This window comes from Salinibacterium sp. NG253, from assembly GCF_015864945.1.
Lineage (GTDB): Bacteria > Actinomycetota > Actinomycetes > Actinomycetales > Microbacteriaceae > Rhodoglobus.
Genome location: NZ_JADYWF010000002.1, coordinates 96,683 through 117,155 on the forward strand (window position 1 = coordinate 96,683; position 20,473 = coordinate 117,155).

Annotated in this window: 19 protein-coding genes and 3 tRNA genes; 13 read left to right on the forward strand and 9 right to left on the reverse strand. The window is 60.8% G+C overall.

Translation table 11 applies throughout. The features are described 5' to 3' along the window. Window positions 1–15: 15 nt before the first annotated feature. Genes cls through I6E52_RS10400 form a run of 3 tightly spaced genes read right to left on the reverse strand, consistent with a single transcriptional unit; the run spans window position 16 to window position 3,251 of the window. Entirely contained in the window at window positions 16–1,491 is a 1,476-nt protein-coding gene (gene cls, locus I6E52_RS10390) for a cardiolipin synthase (protein ID WP_197157184.1), read from the reverse strand. Window positions 1,492–1,550: 59 nt separating this feature from the next. Then, window positions 1,551–2,750, reverse strand: a complete 1,200-nt coding sequence (locus I6E52_RS10395; protein WP_197126202.1) for a sodium:proton antiporter — start codon at window positions 2,748–2,750, stop codon at window positions 1,551–1,553. A gap of 12 nt (window positions 2,751–2,762) precedes the next feature. Continuing rightward, the gene (locus I6E52_RS10400) at window positions 2,763–3,251 is read right to left on the reverse strand and encodes a YajQ family cyclic di-GMP-binding protein (protein WP_197108252.1); all 489 of its coding nucleotides are present in this window, start codon (window positions 3,249–3,251) and stop codon (window positions 2,763–2,765) included. A 134-nt stretch (window positions 3,252–3,385) separates the two neighbouring features. Between I6E52_RS10400 and I6E52_RS10405 the strand changes: the two genes are divergently transcribed. Further along, window positions 3,386–3,470 (forward strand) — tRNA-Tyr (locus I6E52_RS10405). Between the two features lie 55 nt (window positions 3,471–3,525). Next, window positions 3,526–4,662: an ion transporter gene (locus I6E52_RS10410; RefSeq protein ID WP_197157186.1), complete on the forward strand. Its 1,137-nt coding sequence runs from the start codon at window positions 3,526–3,528 to the stop codon at window positions 4,660–4,662. Between the two features lie 20 nt (window positions 4,663–4,682). Here I6E52_RS10410 and I6E52_RS10415 read toward each other — a convergent pair whose 3' ends face one another. Beyond that, the gene (locus I6E52_RS10415) at window positions 4,683–5,600 is read right to left on the reverse strand and encodes a family 16 glycosylhydrolase (RefSeq protein WP_197157188.1); all 918 of its coding nucleotides are present in this window, start codon (window positions 5,598–5,600) and stop codon (window positions 4,683–4,685) included. Window positions 5,601–5,914: 314 nt separating this feature from the next. On the opposite strand from I6E52_RS10415, the gene I6E52_RS10420 reads away from it, so the two are divergent. From I6E52_RS10420 to I6E52_RS10460, 9 genes are all read left to right on the forward strand, one after another. Beyond that, on the forward strand, window positions 5,915–6,715 hold the full coding sequence (locus tag I6E52_RS10420; RefSeq protein WP_197157190.1) for an inositol monophosphatase family protein: 801 nt from the start codon (window positions 5,915–5,917) through the stop codon (window positions 6,713–6,715). 209 nt (window positions 6,716–6,924) lie between these two features. Next, on the forward strand, window positions 6,925–8,583 hold the full coding sequence (locus I6E52_RS10425) for a M23 family metallopeptidase (protein WP_231602067.1): 1,659 nt from the start codon (window positions 6,925–6,927) through the stop codon (window positions 8,581–8,583). 99 nt (window positions 8,584–8,682) lie between these two features. Further along, window positions 8,683–8,754 (forward strand) — tRNA-Thr (locus I6E52_RS10430). Window positions 8,755–8,779: 25 nt separating this feature from the next. Continuing rightward, window positions 8,780–8,853 (forward strand) — tRNA-Met (locus I6E52_RS10435). A gap of 259 nt (window positions 8,854–9,112) precedes the next feature. Then, window positions 9,113–9,682, forward strand: coding sequence for a GNAT family N-acetyltransferase (locus I6E52_RS10440; protein WP_197157193.1), 570 nt, complete (start codon window positions 9,113–9,115; stop codon window positions 9,680–9,682). A 51-nt stretch (window positions 9,683–9,733) separates the two neighbouring features. After that, window positions 9,734–10,081, forward strand: a complete 348-nt coding sequence (locus I6E52_RS10445; protein ID WP_197126183.1) for a LysR family transcriptional regulator — start codon at window positions 9,734–9,736, stop codon at window positions 10,079–10,081. Window positions 10,082–10,241: 160 nt separating this feature from the next. After that, a complete protein-coding gene (locus tag I6E52_RS10450; RefSeq protein ID WP_197157195.1) occupies window positions 10,242–10,805 on the forward strand; it encodes a GNAT family N-acetyltransferase in 564 nt (187 codons plus the stop codon). Window positions 10,806–10,889: 84 nt separating this feature from the next. Next, on the forward strand, window positions 10,890–11,693 hold the full coding sequence (heR, locus tag I6E52_RS10455; protein ID WP_197157206.1) for a heliorhodopsin HeR: 804 nt from the start codon (window positions 10,890–10,892) through the stop codon (window positions 11,691–11,693). Window positions 11,694–11,844: 151 nt separating this feature from the next. Beyond that, on the forward strand, window positions 11,845–13,095 hold the full coding sequence (locus tag I6E52_RS10460) for a leucine-rich repeat protein (RefSeq protein ID WP_197157208.1): 1,251 nt from the start codon (window positions 11,845–11,847) through the stop codon (window positions 13,093–13,095). A gap of 104 nt (window positions 13,096–13,199) precedes the next feature. Here I6E52_RS10460 and I6E52_RS10465 read toward each other — a convergent pair whose 3' ends face one another. Both I6E52_RS10465 and I6E52_RS10470 read right to left on the reverse strand, forming a co-directional pair. Next, window positions 13,200–14,204 (reverse strand): NADP-dependent oxidoreductase, encoded by a 1,005-nt coding sequence (locus tag I6E52_RS10465; RefSeq protein ID WP_197157210.1) that lies wholly within the window; start codon window positions 14,202–14,204, stop codon window positions 13,200–13,202. Window positions 14,205–14,254: 50 nt separating this feature from the next. Beyond that, window positions 14,255–14,959, reverse strand: coding sequence for a type 1 glutamine amidotransferase domain-containing protein (locus I6E52_RS10470; RefSeq protein WP_197157212.1), 705 nt, complete (start codon window positions 14,957–14,959; stop codon window positions 14,255–14,257). A gap of 126 nt (window positions 14,960–15,085) precedes the next feature. Here I6E52_RS10470 and I6E52_RS10475 point away from each other — a divergent pair, with 126 nt between their 5' ends. Then, a complete protein-coding gene (locus I6E52_RS10475; protein WP_197126168.1) occupies window positions 15,086–15,691 on the forward strand; it encodes a TetR/AcrR family transcriptional regulator in 606 nt (201 codons plus the stop codon). A 127-nt stretch (window positions 15,692–15,818) separates the two neighbouring features. After that, window positions 15,819–16,538, forward strand: a complete 720-nt coding sequence (locus I6E52_RS10480) for a hypothetical protein (protein WP_197157214.1) — start codon at window positions 15,819–15,821, stop codon at window positions 16,536–16,538. Here the strand turns inward: I6E52_RS10480 and I6E52_RS10485 are convergent. The 3 genes from I6E52_RS10485 to I6E52_RS10495 all read right to left on the reverse strand — a co-directional run bounded on the left by I6E52_RS10485 (window position 16,522) and on the right by I6E52_RS10495 (window position 20,372). Beyond that, window positions 16,522–17,445 (reverse strand): ECF transporter S component, encoded by a 924-nt coding sequence (locus I6E52_RS10485; RefSeq protein ID WP_197157216.1) that lies wholly within the window; start codon window positions 17,443–17,445, stop codon window positions 16,522–16,524. The two genes, I6E52_RS10480 and I6E52_RS10485, sit on opposite strands and share 17 nt — an antisense overlap. A 128-nt stretch (window positions 17,446–17,573) precedes the next feature. Further along, complete coding sequence (locus I6E52_RS10490) at window positions 17,574–18,590, reverse strand: LacI family DNA-binding transcriptional regulator (protein ID WP_197157218.1); 1,017 nt, start codon at window positions 18,588–18,590, stop codon at window positions 17,574–17,576. 111 nt (window positions 18,591–18,701) lie between these two features. After that, a complete protein-coding gene (locus I6E52_RS10495; RefSeq protein WP_231602068.1) occupies window positions 18,702–20,372 on the reverse strand; it encodes a glycoside hydrolase family 13 protein in 1,671 nt (556 codons plus the stop codon). Window positions 20,373–20,473: the final 101 nt, after the last annotated feature.

A 20,473-nucleotide genomic window follows, 5' to 3' on the forward strand; every position in this document is an offset into this window, starting at 1 on the left:
GCTGCAGGTGCTGAGCTACTGAACCGCTGCGGTGAGCCGCGCAATATTGTCGAGCACTTTGGAACGTCGGGGCCGCTGCATCCACTCATCGAGAGTGAGTTCGCGGCTGACGGCACGATACTCGGATTCGAGTTCGCGCATGTCGGCGATGAACTCGGCGCCGTGCACCATGACCGAAATCTCAAGGTTGAGGCTGAACGAACGCATATCCATGTTGCTCGACCCGATGACCGCGATCTCGTCGTCAATGGTGAAGTGCTTCGCGTGCAGCACGGTCGGTGTGGGGAACAACCAAATCTTCACACCGGCCCGCAGCAGTGTTTCGTAGTAGCTGCGCTGGGCGTGATAAACCATCGCCTGGTCGCCGACCTCTGAGACGAAGAGTTGCACGTCGAGGCCGCTCTGGGCTGCCGTCGTGATGGCATAGAGCATCGAATCATCCGGCACAAAATAGGGGCTCGTGATGATCACGCGTTCTTGGGCGGCATAGAGCAACGAGTTGAACAGCCGCAGATTGTTTTCGCCCTCGAAGCCGGGGCCGCTCGGAACAACTTGGGCATCGAGAACTGCGTCGGGAGCAGTGGGCTGCGCGAGTGCCCCCTCGCGCACGAGAAGCTCATCGGTTTCGCTGTACCAGTCGGTGATGAAAAGGGCGTTGATTCCCGCCACGATGGGCCCCTCAAAGCGCACCATGAGGTCTTTCCACTTCAGCCCTCGCTTGAGGTTGGAGCTCTTGTTATACGAGGCATCCACCATATTTTGCGAGCCCGTGTAGGCGACCAAGCCGTCGATGATCAGTAACTTGCGGTGGTTGCGAAGGTCGGGGCGCTGGAACTTCCACTTGAGCGGTTGAAAGGGCAACATGACTTGCCATTCGACGCCAATTTTCTTGAGATGCCGGATGGTTTTGAAATAGCCGGGAGCACGCAGAGACGCAAGGTGATCAAGAAGCACGCGCACCCGAACGCCGCGCTCGACCGCGTGCTCGAGGGCGTCGAAGAACGGTGTCGTTGTGGCGTCGAGGCTCAGAATGTAAAACTCGACATGAACATAGTTTTGGGCTGTGCCAACCTCGGCGGTCATGGCATCCAGTGACTCTTGGTACTCCGAGTACAGTTTCGCGGTGTTGCCGCCCACGAGCGGCATCGCGCCGAGCGTGCGGTTGAGCTCAACAACGGGTTTGAGCCAGACCGGCCACGGTTGCTCCGCGCTCACCTGATCCATCCCCTCGGTGGTGTCGAGGATGAAGTTGTTGATCTCGCTCTGCTTGTCGCGGCGGCCCTTCGGCAACTTTCTGCTGCCCAGAATCAGGAATAGCAGGATGCCGACATACGGAATGAAGAAAATGGCCAGCAACCACGCCATGGCGGTCTGCGGTCGTCGGTTGCGCGGCACGTAGATAAGAGCGAGCACGCGAATTACAAAGTCGAGCAGCACCAAAAACGCGGCAAGCACTGCCGTAAAGCTGAAGTCAATGCCGCTCAGGTCCATGGGCGAAGTCTACCGAGTTCTCGCTACTCGCCCGCTGCAGGGCTGCGATGACGAGAGGGCTACCAGCGCGGGGGAGGGCCCTGCCAAGCGGGGGTCTCATCGGGCTTCACGAACGATCGAGCGACCACGACATCCGTGGACGAATGGGCGACAATCGACATCGCAATTGTGAGCGCCACGATGTGGAAAATCAGGTCGCCAGCGGGGATGTCGGCCGAGACCACGACGAGCACGTACACGACCGATGCGAATCCCTTGGGCCCGAACCACATCGCCGCAACCTGTTCGCGCATCGACAAGCCGGAGCCGAGGAACGAGAAGTACAGCGCGATCGGGCGAGCAGCGATAAGTGCGAGCACGGCGAAGAGCCAGCCCGTCCACGCGATTTCGCCCAAGAACTTGAACGACAAGAGGGCGCCAAACACCATGAGCGCGAGTAGCTTGAGCAACTCGGAAATGATCTCGCCGAACTCCTCGAAGGCTTCGCGTTCCTTCTGACCGATTGTTGCCACCATCACGCCAGCAGCAAACGCCGCCAAGAAGAGGTTGGCGTTGGTGTAGCTCGCCAACGCGAACACGAGCAGCCCGATAGCGATCGGCACAATCGGCTCAAAGACGCCGGCAGCGGCAAAGAGGCGGGTGTGGAGCGCCTTGATGACGATCCACGGCACAGCGACGCCGATGGCGGTGCCTGCGAGAAGCTCTATTCCTAGCTCGCCCAAGTGCAACTCATCCGAGCCAGAACTGACGGCCAAGAACACGACAACGAAAGGCAACGCCAATCCGTCGTTGACACCCGACTCCACATTGAGCAGCTGACGCAACCGCTCCGGCACCTGTTTGTTTCCGACGAGAGCGGCCGCGAACACCGGGTCAGTGGGAGCCAGGATGGCGCCGATCAGTAACGCTTCAGGCCAATCCAGCCCGAGCATGAAATGCGCCAACACCGCGGTGATGGCGAGAGTGAGAGGCAAACCCCACCCGAGAGCGCGACCGGGAAGACGCCACGCCTTGCGCAGGTCGGCCCAGCCCATCTTCATGCCATCCGTGAAGAGCACCACAAAGAGGGCGATCTCGGCAATCGTCGAGACCTCAGTCGACGACGAATCGAGATCGAGGATGCCCGTGGTCTCCGAGCCGATCGCAAAGCCGACCGCCAGAAAGAGCACAGCCGCCGACAAGACTGTTCGCCCCGCGAGCGCAGAGAACAGCACCGCGACCAGCAGGGTCGCAGCAAAGATCAGCAGGAAGACATCCACGCTGGGGGAGTCTTAGCGGAAGTTCACAAACTGGAGAGCGACTTCGATGTCTTTGCCCTTCAGAAGTGCCATCGTGGCCTGAAGGTCGTCGCGGCTCTTCGACTGCACGCGCAGTTCGTCGCCCTGAATCTGCGACTTCACGCTCTTAGGAGCCTCGTCGCGGATGATCTTCGAAATCTTCTTGGCGTCCTCAGACGAGATGCCATTCTTCAGACTGATCTCGATGCGGTACTCCTTGCCGCTGGGGAACGGCTCGCCCGCGTCGAGGCTGCGCAGTGAAATGCCGCGCTTGATGAACTTGGCCTCAAGCACCTCAAGAACCGCCTTCACACGCTCTTCAGCGCTCGCCTTGAGGAGGAGGCTTTCGCCGGTCCACTCCACGGAAGCGCCTACGCCCTTGAAGTCGTAGCGCTGAGCAAGCTCTTTTTGCGCCTGGTTGACGGCGTTTTCCGCCTCCATTTGGTCAACTTTGCTCACAATGTCAAACGAAGAATCAGCCATGCGCCCATGCTACCCGGGGTCAGCCCCGAACTCCCACAGACCAGTTTTCGGGAAGTGGTCACGTGAGGCTCAGATTCCTTGTATTCTGGTTCAGCGCGTTCGGTCAGATGAATACATGTGGCCGGAGGCGTCTCGGCGAGTTACCCAAGTGGCCAAAGGGATCTGACTGTAAATCAGACTGCTTCGCATTCGGGGGTTCGAATCCCTCACTCGCCACCACCTATAAGGACGGCCCCGCGCGCACAGTGTGGGGCCTTTCGTGAATAATGGGCGCGTGAATCTATCTACTCCGCCCGAGAGTCCATCGTTTCGTCGCCGGCTCGCTCAGTTTGTTGACTCAGCCCTCGTTCAAAATTTCGTTCTCGCGGTCATCGTGATCAACGCCGTCATTATCGCGCTGATGACGGCAGCAGAACAGGGAACAGCGACCTACGATGTTTTGCACGCTCTCGACTCAATTGCTCTCGTAGTCTTCGTCGTTGAGCTGGTTCTCAAGCTTGTTGCCTACGGACCTAAGCGATTCTTCACCGACGGCTGGTCTGTCTTTGATTTCATCGTTGTGGGCATTGCCCTTGTGCCCAGTGCTGGACCACTTTCGGTTCTTCGTGCGCTCCGGGTGCTCCGTATTTTGCGAGTGATCAAGTTCATGCCGCAGGTGCGGATGGTCGTTGAAGCCCTCATCCGTTCGTTTCCGGGCATCGGCGCGATCGCCCTGCTGATGTCTCTTGTCTTCTTTGTCGCCTCGGTGATGTCGACGGAACTCTTCGGCGATCAGTTTCCGGAATGGTTCGGCAGTATTGGAAAGTCGACGTATTCGCTATTCCAAATCATGACCCTCGAAAGCTGGTCGATGGGGATTGTGCGCCCGATTATGGAAGTGATGCCGTTGGCGTGGATGTTCTTCGTGCCGTTCATCCTGATCGCCGCGTTCATCACCCTGAACTTGTTTATTGCCGTCATCGTAGACACGATGTCGTCGCTGCGTGTTGAGCGCGAAGAGGCAGATCATGCCGCACAAGAGCGTCTCGCGCCCGCGGTGCAGCTGCAACTGAGCGATGAGGAACAAACGCTGGTGTCGAACGGCCTCAATCGGATGCTGGTGCCCTCGGTGGCGCAGCCAGAATTGTTGCGGATGTGGGGCGTCGATACCCCCGACGCGTTGCACGAGGACATTCAGCGGCTTCAGCTCGCACTCGCCGCTAATCACGAGCATTCGCCCGCCGATTGGGCGCGGATGTTGTTCGCCACTGATCTCGCGCTGGTGAGGGGCCCGTCGCTTGGCTCTACTCCGGCGGAGCGGGATGCCCAGGACGACAAGGCTCTGGCGCTTTCGCGCTCGCTTCGAGCGCGGTTCGATGAACATGCGACGTCAGCGCCGGTCGTCAATTCGCTCGTCAACGCTTCGGTGTGATCGCCCGCACGGTGAAAGCGTCAGGCTGAGAGCTCGTACGCCCTGATGTAATCGAGGCGGTACTCCTGCGGCTGCCTAATGTTGTCGGAGACGTCGCCTCCGAACGTCCCGCCGACCGCCAGATTGACTAGGAGGAAGAAGGGCTGATCGAAAACCCAGGGGTTCGGTGCCACATCCGTAGGCACGGCCTCGTGGTAGACGGTGCCATCGACTTCCCACACGATTCGTCCGGGGGACCACTCCACCGCGACCTCGTGCCACTGGTCGGCGACCGGGATGCCGAGGTCGTAGACACCACCGAAAGACTCTTCGCCGGAATAACCGGGACCATGAATCGTGCCGAAAATCTGGGTCGGTGAATTTCCCACGAACTCCATGACGTCGATCTCGCCCGACTGTGGCCAACCGACATCGGAGAGGTCTTCGCCGAGCATCCAGAACGCCGGCCACACGCCCCCTGCTCCAGGAACCTGGATGCGCGCCTCCACCCGTCCGAACTCCAAGCTCACCTTATTGGCCGATATGAGACGAGCCGAGGTGAAGGAGCAAGGTCCGTACCAGCACGTCTGATCTGACGAGAGGGGATCGAGAGCCCGAGCGGTGAGCACGAGATTGCCCGCTCCATCGAGAGCGGCGTTCTCTGCGCCCTCCGTGTAAAACTGCAGCTCCTCGTTGCCCCAGCCCTCGCCTCCGACCTCGTTGGTCCAGTAGTCGGGGTTGGGCGGCGAGCCCGCCGGTCCATCAAACTCGTCACTCCACACTACGGATCGACCCTGCGGCAGGGGGTTGGATGGCGAGGGCACGAGGCCATCAGACTCGTCACTTGCTACGGGGGAACGGCCCGCAGGATCACCAATCAGGGAAACCAGCAGCACACTAAGTAGCAACGCGACGGCGAGCAGTGTGAAGGCGAGGAGGATGACTCGTTTCCGGTTCATCTTTCACCTTTCGATTCGTTCGCGCTCGGTGTTCCGCGATGCTATACGTGCGACGGCCAAGGGGTGCGCCGAACGGCACCGGGACCTGCGAGAACGCGTTTCTCGATGCACCCGAAGGTGTCCGAATTGATCGAACGATGTGAGGAACCGACCTGAGAGGCCGGGCCTTGTTCTGCCCACCGAATCGACCTCGAACGGAATGTCATGCTACAGGCGCAGGCGGGACCTGCACCACGATTCGCTGCTCGCATCGGCCCCTCCGAAAGAACTCTGCTCCGGAGCTTGCTTCCCTTGGTGTGTCCTAGGCTGAAGGTGTGTCGAACGACGAATTTCTCAACCTTGCCCGCAGTGTTGCCACGCAGGCGGCCGAGCTCGCCGCACGGCGCCGTATCGAGGGCGTCGCCGTTGCCGATCGCAAGACATCGTCAGTAGATGTCGTGACCTACGCCGACCGGGAGAGCGAAGAACTCATCCGCAGCCTGATTGCTGCTGCGCGGCCCAACGACGGATTCCTGGGCGAAGAGGGCGAAGCAAACACGGGCACGAGTGGACTGACCTGGGTCGTCGATCCCATCGATGGCACCGTGAACTACCTCTACGGCATCCCGCACTATGCCATCAGTGTCGCCGTGGTTGAAGGCGAACCTGACCCCACGACTTGGCGGGCACTCGCCGGAGCCGTCGTGAATCTTGGAGCCCAGGAGACCTACACCGCCACTGCTGGAGGAGGTTCGCACCTCAATGGAAATCCCCTGCGCGTGGCTGAAGCGGTAGACCTCTCGCAGGCGCTAGTGGCAACAGGATTCTCCTATTTGCAGGAGTTGCGGGTGAAACAGGGGCGAGTGGTTGCCGGCCTGCTTCCACAAATTCGGGACATTCGCAGAATGGGCACCGCATCCCTCGACCTCTGCATGGTGGCCTCGGGACGCGTGAACGCGTACTACGAAGAAAGCCTGAACCCGTGGGACCATGCGGCTGGTGCGTTGATTGCTCGGGAGGCTGGGGCCACGGTGAAAGGCCGCGGAGATCAGGCAGAAGGAAAGGACTTTATCCTTGCTGCGGAACCAGCTGTTGCCCAGAAACTTGAGGCAGTATTGATGCAGATGGACGCGTGAACTAGACCACTTTAAAAAGGTGTGGCAACTAGACCACTTGCGCGCTAGCCTTTATGAATCTGTTACCTGCGTGCACCCCGTACGCGCGTGGGTTCATACCCGAATTATGCATTCACACCTAGCAGGTGAATCGCGTGGAGGAGAAGAATGTCACTGACGAGCGCCTGCGCCGCAGCGACTTTCTCCTCCCGCTCCACAGGTCTGGTCCTATGAGCCACGATCACCTGTTCCCACAGCAACCGGGAACCACGGGCAACGTTCCGCTCACACGCAAGCAGCTGCGAGAGCTCGAACGTGTGGCCCAACTAGAGGCAAAGCAGAAGCGCGGTTCGAAGCAGCGCGGCACCAAGCAGTCCGCTGCGACTCAGTCGGTGGAGGCGCCGACTGTTCCCGTGCTCGCTGATCTGTTTACGCCCCACTCGGCGGAGGAGCCTGCACGCGACCACGTCGCGGTAGTCGAGCCCGCACCACCGATCGAGCAGGCAGCAGCCGTCGATGTGATCCGCGTCGTTGAAGCGGCTCGCGTTGAAGAAGCGGCTCGCGTTGAAGAATCGGCTCAGGTCGCGGAGGTGGCCCTGGTGGCAGCAGCCGCCCCGGTTGTCGTAGCAACTCCGGTAGCTGAAGCAACTCCTGTGGTCGAAGCGTCGCCCGTGGTTGAAGCGTCGTTGCCGAGCAGGCGCTCATTGCGTGCCCAACAGGCACACGCAGCCCCCGCAATTCCTACGGCACCCGCCACAATGCCAACCTCTGCGCTCGGCACCACTGCACCGGCAGCGGGAGCACCAACGGTTTCCGAACGACTCTTTACGGCTCCCATCGCGACGGTGCCAGCATCCGCGGCCTCCGCCGCCTCTGATTTTGTTTCTCAGGAGGCGTCGGCCGACGAGCCGCTCAGCATCTTCGGCATCACACCTGATCCCGCTGTCGTTACCCAAGCGGTTTCGGTTGCCCCGGCAGCACATGTCGCAGACGAGCGCCCGCGCAAAACGCGCACTAAGTCGGGCAAAGCGGCCAAGAGTGCTCGTGCGCCCAAGCCGGCGAAAGCAGCGAAGGCTGCCACGGCGCCAGCCTCGCGCGCAGCCCGTGGCTCCGCCGTAAAGTCGAAGCGTGTCTGGGTGTCGAGCGCAGCATTCGCGCCCAGTGGAACACCGCGCCGCCGCACGAAAGCCGCGGCATCCAAAGCCTTCTCGTTCGTCGCCATGCTCTTCGCTGGCGCAATCCTGGTCGGCGTCTCGGTGCCCTCAAATGCGTTCGTGGATGGTGATGCTGCCATCACGGCGGCAATCGCCCCGGAAGCTGATCTCGCGGCGCTCAGCAGCAACGTGCGCCCCTCGCAGTCATTGGCTGTGTCGGGTGAAGTCGAAAACGACCTCGCTGCCCGCGACAGCGTCAAGGTCATCTCTTACGCCGAAGTTCTTGCACTGCAGTATGCGGGCGTCGACTACGACTACAACGCGACCGTGGGCGCTGTGCGCTGGCCCTTCCCCTATACGGTGCCCATCACCGACGGATTCGGATACCGCAGCAGCGGCTTCCACAAGGGAACAGACTTCGCGGCCGCATCCGGAACACCCATCTACGCAATCGCCGACGGCACTGTCGATCTCATCCAGGCCGACTGGTCGGGCTACGGTTACCACGCGGTAATCAGCCACGTGATCAATGGTCAGCAGGTTGAAAGCCTCTACGCCCACATGATCACCGACTCCAGCCCTCTTGTGGTTGGGCAACAGATTAACGCCGGCGATTTCATCGGACTTGTCGGCGAAACTGGCATCGCCTATGGCGCACATTTGCATTTCGAAGTACACCTCGATGGTGTTCCCGTTGACCCATATGCGTGGCTCACAGTGAATGCTGTCGACTAATATTCTTGAAGGGTCGATTTTGGCCCAAAAGCGTACTGAGAGGCCCTAAACGGGTGCTAGTCTCTTACGGTGCCAATTGCGCGTTCAGCGCTTTTGTGTGCCCCCTTAGCTCATTGGTAGAGCACTTCCTTGGTAAGGAAGAGGTAGTGGGTCCGATTCCCACAGGGGGCTCGCTTATCCAATAATTGGATGATGCGGCTGAGTAGCTCAGTTGGTGAGAGCGCACGACTCATAATCGTGAGGTCGCGGGTTCGAATCCCGCCTCAGCTACAACCGAGGCCCCCGGAATTCCGGGGGTTTTGCAGTTAAGCGGTGGCGACCGTCACAGTGCCGTCGCCTCGGCAGGCGGAGTAGTACGAAAACGATTCTTCGTGATGATTGTCACTGCTCGCTGTATTTACGAACAGGGCAGCACGATGGCGTTTTGCAGGATGTCGCGCAAACCGGTGCTGTTAGGTTAAACGTCAGTACACAATTCAGTCGGACGCGTGGTCTCGCGACCGCGAAACGTCAACCGAGGTCGATGACTATGTTCGGCATCACACGCCCACGACTGATGCGTGGAGCTTCGCTTCCTGTTCCGGTGGAAGCCCCTATCATCCACACAGAACGGCTCACGCTGCGCCCGTTCTCGATGGCCGACAGCGACCGCTGGTTCGAGATCCAATCTGACCCTCAAGTGCGGACATTCACCTCGTGGCCGGAGCGGAATCGTGAAGAATCCCGCCGCCACCTCAAGAACCGCACCCACCATGTGCTGCTGAAGCAGGCAGACGACTTTCTGGCGCTCGCCGTCGAACACGACGGCATCCTGATCGGTGATGTATCCCTGCACCTGAGGTCTGTCGAAACAGTCACTCGCTCTGCTGAAATTAGTTGGATTCTGCACCCAGACTCCCAAGGGCATGGTTACGCGTTCGAGGCCGCCCAAGCAATGCTGGAGCTGGCATTTACGCGCCTCGAAGCCCGAGTCATTTTCGCGCTCGTGCACCCCACAAACACCGCATCAATGGCTCTGGCGCAGAAGCTCGGGTTCACGCCATTCGATGGCAGCGATGGCGAAATCATCTTCGTCTCTACAGGCCTGCCGGCAAAATAGGGCGCGGAGGCAATGAGGCTGCGGCCAGCGTGATCGCCTACTCTGAGGGTAATGGACCCTTCCCTGCTCAGACAATTCGTCGCCGCTGGGCGACTCCTTCACTTTGCCCACGCGGCTCGAGAATGTGGTGTGCCACGCTCGAGCCTGATTGCGGCCGTCAGATCGCTGGAAGCACAGCTCGGTTATGAGCTGTTTGATAACACCGCGAGTACGACCCAACTCACGCCGAAAGGCGAAGCGTATCTTCTTGACGCCGAGAGGCAATTAGAGAAGTCCGCGAAATCAGCGGCACAGTCCGTCGCGAAACCCGGTGGCAAAGCGAAAGCATCCAAGGGCAGAGGTCGTGCACCCGCAGCCAAGGGCAAGTCGACGCCTGGCCGCCGACGCCAAGCACGGTAGTCACCCGCGCTCTGTGCCCGACGCTGAAGCGCATCCGGCGTAATTTACCTCCTGTTTACAGGAGCGGAACCCCCGCGACTGAATAGTGTCAGCCGTTGTGTCAGACTGCTGCGAACACCATGATTGGCACGCTCGACGGATACATCGGTTCGGTAGGTTCATGCCCAGAAGTGATGCTCGGCCCACGCTCGGATCGCCTCTGCGCGTGCCGATCATCCATACCGATCGCTTGCTGCTGCGACCGCATCGGTTGGCAGACGCCGAACGGTGGCACGAAATCCAGTCGAACCCGCACGTGCGCCAGTACACGACGTGGCCGCAGCGCACCGCGCGATCGTCCTTGCGGCAGCTGAAATTGAGAACACGGCAAACGCAGATGCGCCGCGTGGATGACGTGCTGGCGTTGGCCATTGAACACGACGGCGAGCTGGTGGGTGAGATTACCCTGCAACTGCGGTCGCTCACGGCCGCTGCGCGGTGTCTTGAGGTGAGCTGGATTGTTCATCCCGCGTATCAGGGCCAAGGGATCGCGTACGAAGCGATGCGTCCCCTGCTCGCCTATATGAGAACCACTATTGAGGCGTTACTGCTCGTGGCGGTCGTGCATCCGGACAACGCAGCTTCGGTCGCGCTCGCTCACAAACTGCACCTTCACCCTTTGCCGGGCACTGCGGATCGCACGGTGTTTGTCGGCAGAAATGGGCCGCTCGCCGCGCTGCCGTGAGGGGAAGAGAACGACCGCGCTAGAGGACCCGTTCGCTGGTGCGGCCGGTGCTAACGTGGCAGCTACCGTCGAAGGGAATATCCCGTGTCAAAGAAGACCTATTCACCGGAACAACAAGTCGACCGACTACGCGTCTACAACGTTGTGGCGGGCAGCCTGCACCTGCTGCAGGCCATCGGCTTTGCGATTGTTCTCACAATGCTCAGCACTCAAGTGCTGTTCGCCGTTACGGCCGACTACTTGGCTGGCCCTCCCGGAGCGCCCATTCCGCCCGAGCGGGTGACCGTTTTTGAGGTCAATATCGGCGTCGGCGTTGTGGCCTTTCTCGCGCTCAGCGCGTTTTTCCACTTTTTGGTTTCGAGCCCGTGGTTCTTCGGGCGCTACAAGACGGGTCTGTTGGAGAGTCGCAACTACTTCCGCTGGACGGAGTACTCGCTCAGCTCCTCGATCATGATCTGGCTCATTCTCGCGATCAACGGCGTCACTGATATCGCCGCCCTCTTCGCGGTCTTCGCTGTGAACGCCGCGATGATTCTGTTCGGCGCCTTACAAGAGAAATACGAGAAGCCAGGATCGGGCGGGATGCTGCCGTTCGTATTCGGATCGATGGTCGGCGTTGTGCCGTGGATTCTCATCCTCATCTACTTCTTGCGACCGGGCAGTGCGAACGAAGTGGCGGCCCCCAGCTTTGTCGTCGGCATCGTGATTTCGCTCTTCGTGTTCTTCAACACGTTCGCGCTCAACCAGTGGCTGCAATACAAGCAAGTGGGAAAGTGGAAGAGCTACCTGCAAGGGGAGCGCACCTACATCACGCTCAGCTTGGTCGCGAAGACCGCGCTCGCGTGGCAGGTGTTCTCGGGTGCGATCATCCCGGCGCTCACGAGTTGATGGGCGGAGTATCCGCAAGCACGCTAGACCACTTGGCCGCGAAACAACGCTGACCGCGCTGGGCCAATAGGGTTAGCCGGGTCGGTTCTACTCACGCTCTGCGCCGGATGTTACGAACGCCAGTGTGTGACTCGAACCGATTGTGGATCTGATGATGAATAGTGCTGCCTCTAGCCCCGCGCCGATTGCCGACCGGCCCGCGAACAGGATGGGGCGAATCGCCGCAGTCCTCGTCGCGTCTGCTCTGGTTGCGGCTGGTTCCGCTATCGCCGCGACCCCGGCCTACGCCTTCCCCGTCTTGATCACTCAGGATGGGATGACGTTTGAGGGCGACGACTTTGACCCGGCTGCGGGTGCAACCGTCACCGCCTACAACCCCACAGCCGCAAGCGGCGGCACTGATGCCGTTATCCCTTCTTCAGTCACGATCTCGGGCGACACTTACCCCGTGGTTTCTATTGGTTACGCCGCGTTCCGGGATGAAGGGCTCACGTCGGTCGTCATTCCGAGCAGTGTTAAAGTCATCGGCAACTCCGCGTTTGAAGCCAACCACTTAGATTCTGCAGTGATCCCCAACTCGGTGACGTCCTTAGGCGATTCTGCTTTCAACTACAACGGAATGACAACCGTGACTATCGGGAATTCGGTAGAGAGTATCGGAGAGTACGCGTTTGAGGACAACGACCTAGAAACGGTGGTGATTCCGGATTCTGTCACCACGATTGGCGAGTACGCGTTTTACGAGAACTCGCTCACGTCGGTGACGTTGGGCAGTTCCCTTGTAACGATCGACGACTCTGCTTTTGAGGGCAATCTGCTCACCTCAGTCACTTTCCCCGCGTCTATCGCGGCCATCGGTGCTGGCGCGTTTCAGCTCAATGGTTCGCCGTTCGATGTTGTATTTCTTGGCGCCGCTCCCACAATGTTCGTTCCTGCGGGTCTGAATGGGTCCTTAGGTGCGTCTTCTCCAACCCTTGTGCACTACGGCAGTGCCTTCGCTGCGCCAGCCGTGGCTGCTGGTTTTACCTCACCAACGTGGCAGGGCTACAACGTGATCCTCAATCCCATCGTGACGTTTGACCTCGCCGGTCGCGGAGCAGCGATTGCGCCGACCGAGGTGCCGTTTGGCGCTGCCCTTGCTGCTCCGGCTGAGCCCACGGCATCCGGGTACACCTTCGACGGCTGGTACACGGATGCTGCGCTGACGACTCTCGCGGACTTCAGCACGGTGATCGCCGCCGACACCGCACTGTTCGCCGGTTGGAGTGCGGTCGCTGCTGCTGCTGCTGATGCCGAGCCGATGCTCGCGGCAACGGGCATCTCAGCTCCCCTTCTGCCGATCGGTGTACTGGCAGCGTTGCTTCTCGCCGCCGGAATCGTGTTGCGACGTCGGATGGCCTGACTTGCGCGTTAGTTAAGAAATGCCCCGCAGCGTCAGCTGCGGGGCATTTCTATTTCACACGAGGTGCGTGTTGTGTGCCGTTCGGGTCGGCAGTCGCAAAACGGTTAGACGCGAACGATCGCCTTGCCAGTGTTGGCTCCGTTCATCATGCCGTTGAAGGCGTCGAGCGCGTTGTCGATGCCATCGGTGATGGTTTCGTCGTAGGCGATCTTGCCTTCGGAGAGCCATCCCTGCATTGCCGCGCCAAACTCGGGGGCGAGGTGGAAGTAGCTGCCCATGGTGAAGCCCTTAATGGTCAAGCCACGGGTCACGATGTTGGCGCTGTTCTTGATGCCCTCATCCTTGCCATTGATCAAGGACATGACGCCGCAGACTGCCACGCGGCCGCCGTCCTTGAACGCGCCGAGTGCTGCCGAGAGGTGCTCGCCACCCACGTTGTCGAAGTAGACGTCGATGCCGTCGGGTGCTGCAGCATCCAGCTGGCCAGCAACGTCGCCATTTTTGTAGTTGAAAGCGGCGTCGTAGCCGTACTTGCTCGTGAGCAGTGCAACCTTCTCATCGGTGCCTGCCGAACCGACGACGCGTGCTGCGCCGAGGAGGCGGGCGATCTGGCCAACCATGGTGCCGACCCCACCTGCTGCACCAGAAACGAAGACGGTGTCGCCTTCCTTGATGTGCGCGATCTGGGTGAGTCCGGTCCAGGCGGTGATTCCGGTGATGCCGAGAACGCTGAGGAACAGCGAAGGCGAGATGCCGGGAACGTTGGGGAGCGCCTTGAACTGGCCAGCAGGAGCTTGCGCGATGTCGCGCCATCCGAGCTGGTGCTGAACAAGAGTGCCAACAGGCAGTGATGCGTCGTTCGACTCGATGACTTCACCAACGGCTGCGCCGCCCATGGTCTCGCCGAGGTTGAAGGGAGCAACGTACGAGCGGCCCTCGTTCATGCGACCACGCATGTAGGGGTCGACAGAGAGGAAGGTGTTGCGTACGCGAACGTCGCCGTCGGCGAGCTCGGGGAGCTCGATTTGAACCTTCACTACGTTGTCGGTGGTCGGAACGCCGGTGGGGCGTGAGGCGAGCTGCCATTGGGTGCTTGTAACAGTTGTCATGAAATTCTCCTTGAAATTGATGAAGTGTGAAAAGTGTGAAGTGTGTGTGGTTATGACTTGTCGGCGACGATGCGCTCAGCAACGGCGACGGATGATGCGGGGTTCTGACCGGTGTACAGCGCGCCATCGACGACGACGTACGGGGCGAAAGGTTCTGCTGCCTTCGAGTAGTCGGCACCCAGCTCAACGAGGCGGGTTTCGACCAGCCACTTGACCTTGTCGGCGAGGCCGCCAAGCTCTTCTTCGGTATTCGCGAAGCCGGTCATCTTGCGACCCTTGAGAACCCATTCGCCGGTTGCCTTGTCGTTCGCGGCGAGCAGTGCTGCCGGAGCGTGGCAGAGCACGCCGAGTGTCGTGTTCGATTTCACGGCTTCAACAATGAGCTGGCCGGAGTTGTCGTCGACGGAGAGGTCTTCCATGGGGCCGTGGCCTCCGGGGTAGAAGATCACGTCATAGTCACTGGCGTTGACGGCATCCAAGCGGAGCGGATGCTGCAGCACAGACTGCAGGTCGACGATGCGAGTCTCAAAGTCAGCGAGGCGCTCGGCGGAACCGACGCCACCTTCGCTGAGGCTGATCGCATCAAAAGTGGGGGCAACTCCTGCGGGGCTGGCTATCTGAACCTTCCAGCCGGCTTCGGTGAAGATGCGGTACGGCTCAAGGAACTCTTCTGCCCACACGCCGGTGGGGTGCTGTGTTTCGTCTGCGAGCGTCAAGTAGGACGCTGCCGAGAGGACCATCAATACGTTTGTCATGCTGACTCCTTACACAACCGTGTTGCTCGTTACCGAGCAGGTTGGTTTCTTATCAAACCAATTGGTTCGACAGTACGTCGGCGTGTAGGCTAAGTCAAACCAACCGGTTCGATTAGGAGGTGTTTGGTGGTTTCGACAGAAATGCCGCGTGATCAACTCCGCGGCCGCGAAACAAAACAGCGCGTAATTGAGGCTGCAGCAGCCGAATTTGCGGAGTATGGCGTCGCTGGCGCCCGCATCAATCGCATCGCAGAAACAGCGAAGGCGAGCAAAGAACGTATTTACGCCTGGTTTGGCGACAAAGACGCTCTCTTCGATCACGTCATGCAGACCGGTCTCGACCGTCTCGCTCATGCCGTGCCGATCGATGCTGACCTCGTGGAATATACCGTGCGACTGCACAACTACTTCGTCAACGACCAGAGCGCGCAGCGCGTCACCATGTGGGCGTGGCTGCACGATGCCGAAACGCTCGGATCATTCTCTGAAGGGCGCGTCGAGGGCTACAAGCACAAGCTCGAAGTGATTGCCGACGCCCAGCAACGAGGGATCGTCGATTCCTCGTGGAAACCCGAAGAGCTGCTCGCTCTGCTGCTGGCCGTTGCCAGCAACTGGGAGCGCGCTCCGGCCGAACTGCGCTCCATCGGCTGCCCCGAGTTCGCGGGCAGCGAGAAAGCCCGCTGCGACTCCGTGCGCGAAGCCGCCCGCCGACTCGTAGAGCCCCACTCTTAGCAGCCCGGCGACGGCATCCGTGGGGTGTCCGGGTTCGTTCGGGATCGTCGAAATCGCAGGGGTGCAGTGCTCGCAGGGGGTGTACTGGACGCTGACGACTAGACCCGTGAGTACCGAAAGGGGCGGCATGACAATACACACCAGCGACAATAAACGAGCTATTTCCGCCATCCTCAGTGAGGCGATGATGCAGGCGGATAGCCAGCTCGTTACCGCATCATGCGTTGCTCCCGACCTAGTCGCGATCATCCAACGCACCGATGTCGCCCGCCTTAAGGGAATCAGCAAACTGGAGTTCGCGGCCGTCACCTCTGAGTTGCGTCGAGCGCTCACCGCCTATAACGAGGACCACCAGACGATCGCGCTCGAGGTAGCTGAGAAAGCGCGACACCTGAAGAACCACGATCGTGGACGGATGCTCGCCCAGAGCCTGCTTGTGGCTCTTGCCGTGGGCGGATTCTTCGTCGTTCCGTTCGCGATGGTCTTCTCGCTCGTCATTCTGGTCGGAACGTTCGTCATGCGATCGGTGTGGATCGCTCGCCTCGGGGAACGCGCCGAAATGCTATCCCACGCCTTCGAAGGTCCCGAGGCAGAGCTGCGGGAGAAGCTAGGCGCGACCCCCGCGCAGGCGCGACAGACGATGTGGTCGAGCGCGACAGGCCTCTGCGCGCGCGCCGACGCTCTCTATCTCGAGTCGCTCGAACCAACGCAGCGAGCGTCAGAACTCGCGACGCGCCATCAGGACGCGCAGCGCTGGGCCGATCGTCGGTTCGCGCGGCAGTTCGGGAGCGAGCAATCGCAGGACGAACGGTCGGCGACCTCTCCGGGGCTCAGCGTCGCGTGTTGAGCGCTGGGCCGTTGCGACGGCTGATTTCGGACAGGCCAAGCCTGCCGAGCAGGTGAATGATGGCGAGAGCCGTGTAACCGGTGATGAGCTTGTCGGCGAGTGAGATCGAGATATTCACGGTAAAGACCGACGCCCACAGGCCGTCGCCAATCGCCCGCAGCGTCGCAATAAAGTCGTCACCGGCGTGACCGGCAACGCCGCCAAACACCAGCACGGTAATGGGGACAGCGGTGATCGTGCAGGCGAGCGCCACTAAGACATTAAGCAGCAAAAAACGTAGGCGGGTCTTATCGAGGTGCCAGAGCCGCACCCCGTAACCCCAGACGAGAGCCCCCACGACATTGACGATCGCGTAGGCGAGGGTTGCGGGCACAGTGGAAAAGACGCCGACGACATTGGTTGAGAGCCCGACGAGGGCTCCCTGCCAAGGCCCAAGCACGATCGCGACGACCGCGGTTCCGATCATGTCGAGAAAAATGGGCAACTCAAACTTTGAAACCACGCTGCCGCCGAAAAGATTGAGGCCGACAGCCGCGACCATCAAAACGACGACAAAGGCGAGCCGCGAATCGGAGTTCGAGGTGGGGTTCAGCGGGGCGTGTGGGGGCTGCGCTTTCGCCGTTACGCGAACCGCGAGACAGCGAGTTCGCCAGGCTTCGGCTTCGAGGTCGTCGCGGCCCAGAGCGACGACAATTTCGGCCACAAGCTCGGCATTGATGCGGCTTCGTCCGGTGCGGAAGATGTCGAAGACCGTCGAACGGGCAACCCGCGCAGCGGCAGGACTAACGCCGTTTTTCTCACGGCGATGAGCGATGCGCGATGCAAGCTCGGAGTACGACACTTCTCCGGCATCGATCCGCAGTCGTTGCAGGTCATCCGCTATCTGATCGAGAGAGTCGGCAGGCATAGACGAGTGATCTCTCCCAGTGCTCACGTCTGCCCCCAGACTCTCGACGCCTGCAATAGGCCCATCCGATTCTGATTGTGCCACAGCGAAACGAGAGAAAAGCCCGAGGTAACCCGAACTGGGTGGGGCTACTCGGGTGGACGGCTCGTGCTCGACCGCACGATGAGCTCGTAGTCGATCGGTGAGTTCTCGGGGATCTCGGGATGCTTGCCAGGCACGAGCAGGTTCATCAGGATCTCGACGGCATGCTCGCCCTGAGCCTGCGGGGACTGCGACACCGTGGTGAGCCCGAAGAACTCGGAGAGTTCGTGGCCGTCGATTCCCATGATGGAAATATCGCGCGGCACTACGAGGCCAAGGTCTCTGGCGGCCAAGATGCAGCCGATGGCCATCTCATCCGACGAGGCGAAGATTGCCGTCGGGCGCAGTAGCGGGTTGCCAAGCAGCTGCTTGGCTGCGTGATAGCCACCCTGAATGGTGAAGTCGGCGGTGGCAAAGAACTCTGGTCGTGGCTCAATTCCCGCTGCGCGCAGAGCAGCTTCGTAGCCGTGGCGCCGATTCGTGGGGATGTGAAATTCAAGATCGTAGTCTTCAGAGCCACCGATGTGAGCGATCTTGGTGTGGCCGAGCGCCAACAGATGGCCGGTGGCGAGGCTCGACACGGCGTCGTCATCCAAGGTCAGAGTGCGCACTCCGTCAATGGGGCCACCGACTCCGACCGCTGGCCGGTCGAGGGCGTGCAGCCGCTCCACTTCAGTGGGGGAGAGCTTGAGGGAAACAGTGATGATGCCGTCGATGCGCTTGCGTTGCAAGAAGACGTCGAAGACCTTCTCGCGTTCGGCGACGCTGCCCGAAAGGTTGTACAGAGTGACGTCATAGCCGTGGCGCATCAACGCTTGCTGGGCGCCTTCCACCACAGAAGTGAAGAACCAGCGGGTCAAATACGGCACCATCAGGCCGACATTTTTGGTGCGGCCCGATGCCAAACTCGACGCGCTCGACGAGACAACATAGTCGAGAGCGGCCGCAGCTTCCGTCACTTTGAGACGTGCAGCCGCCGATACAGGGCCATTGCCGCTGAGCGCCCGAGAAACGGTCGCAGTGGACACACCAGCGCGCTGAGCAACATCTTCGATGCTAGCCATCAGTTGCCCTCCGTTGGATTCTGACGAGAATGGATGCCGCCCTACAGCGGTCGCGCCGCTGCTGATTCTATCGACCGGCATCCATTCGCGAGAATTCGGTGCCGCGTTGGTCTATGCCCTCAGCCACACTGTCGTGTCTGCCGGCAGTTGATCGTCGCCGAGAGGGCCGCTCGACAGCAGCACTTCGCCGGCCGGGAGAGCCACGGCGGCGTCCCCGATGTTGGCAAAGACACGTACGTCGCCGGTGCGGAAACCGAGCACCGTTTCGGCGCCGGTATCGAGCCATTCGAGTTCGTTGGTTGCCAACTCGTGAGCGCGACGCAGGGCGAGAGCGTTTCGGTACAGCGAGAGTGTCGAGGTGCTGTCGTCGCGTTGGGCGTCGCGGGCGAGAGTTGCCCATTCTGCGGGTTGCGGCAACCACGAGGCATCCGTGGGGCCGAAGCCGTAGGAGGGCGAGTTCGCCTCCCAGGGGATCGGAACGCGGCAGCCGTCGCGACCGTAGCGTTCACCATTGGTGCGGAACCAGGTCGGGTCTTGGCGAGCCTCATCGGGAAGGTCGATTACTTCGGGCAGGCCGAGTTCTTCGCCCTGATAGAGGTAGGCGCTGCCCGGCAGGGCGAGCATGAGGGCGGTCGCGGCGCGGGCGCGACGAAGACCCAGCTCGGGAATCGGGAGGCCAGCTGACTTCGGTCCGATGCCGTGACCCTGTGGGTTCTCGGCGGTCAGCGCGAGGCGCGACGCGTGACGAACAACATCGTGGTTCGAGAGCACCCACGTGCTGGGGGCTTCTACGGCAGAAAAAGCGCTAATTGACGCATCGATCACCGAGCGCAGCGGGCCGGCAGCCCACGGTGTCTCGAGGTAAGGGAAGTTGAACGCTTGATGCATCTCATCCGGACGCACCCACTTGGCCATGTCGGTGAGCGGATCGACCCACGCTTCGGCAGCCAAAATACGCTCACCGTCGTAGCTGTTCAGAATCTCGCGCCACTCGCGGTAAATCTCATGCACGCCATCTTGAGCCCAAAACGGTGCGCGGGATGCAGCAAGCTCGGCGTCGGTCGTGCCGGCCCCGCCCATGCTGCCGCCGGCGACCGGGGGAGTCCAGTCGGGCAGGCCGTCGGCTTTGATCATGCCGTGGGCGACATCCACCCGGAAGCCGTCAACGTCGCGGTCGAGCCAGAAGCGAAGGATGTCGGCGAATTGGTCGCGCACCCAGCGGTTCTCCCAGTTGAAATCGGGTTGGGTGGTGTCGAAGAGGTGCAGATACCACTGACCAGGCGTGCCATCGGGGTTTGTGGTGCGGGTCCACGCGTCGCCACCGAACACCGACTGCCAGTTGTTGGGCGGCAGCTCGCCATTCTCGCCGAGACCATCGCGGAACATGTAGCGGTCGCGCTCGGGGCTGCCGGGCGCCGCGGCAAGCGCGGCCTGGAACCACCGATGCTCGCTCGAGGAGTGATTGGGCACGAGGTCGACGATGACCCGCAGTCCCAGCTCGTGGGCGCGACTCGTCATGGAGTCGAAGTCATCGAGCGTGCCGAACAGGGGGTCGACGTCGCAGTAGTCAGCAACGTCGTAGCCAGCATCGCGCTGCGGTGACGTGTAAAACGGCGAAAGCCACACGGCGTCAACGCCGAGCTCAGCTAACTCGGGAAGGCGGTCGCGGATGCCGAGCAGATCGCCCATTCCATCGCCGTTCGCGTCGGCAAATGACCGCGGGTAGATCTGGTAAATAACGGCGGAGCGCCACCATTCGGTGTCCTGAAGCACGGAAGTCATAGCCGCCACACTATCGCCATTGGCCCCAAAAGCTAAGCGCTTCCACATTGTTCTTCTCATTCCTCTTGCCGTAAATGCTGAGAATTGTGGAACAGGCTGTT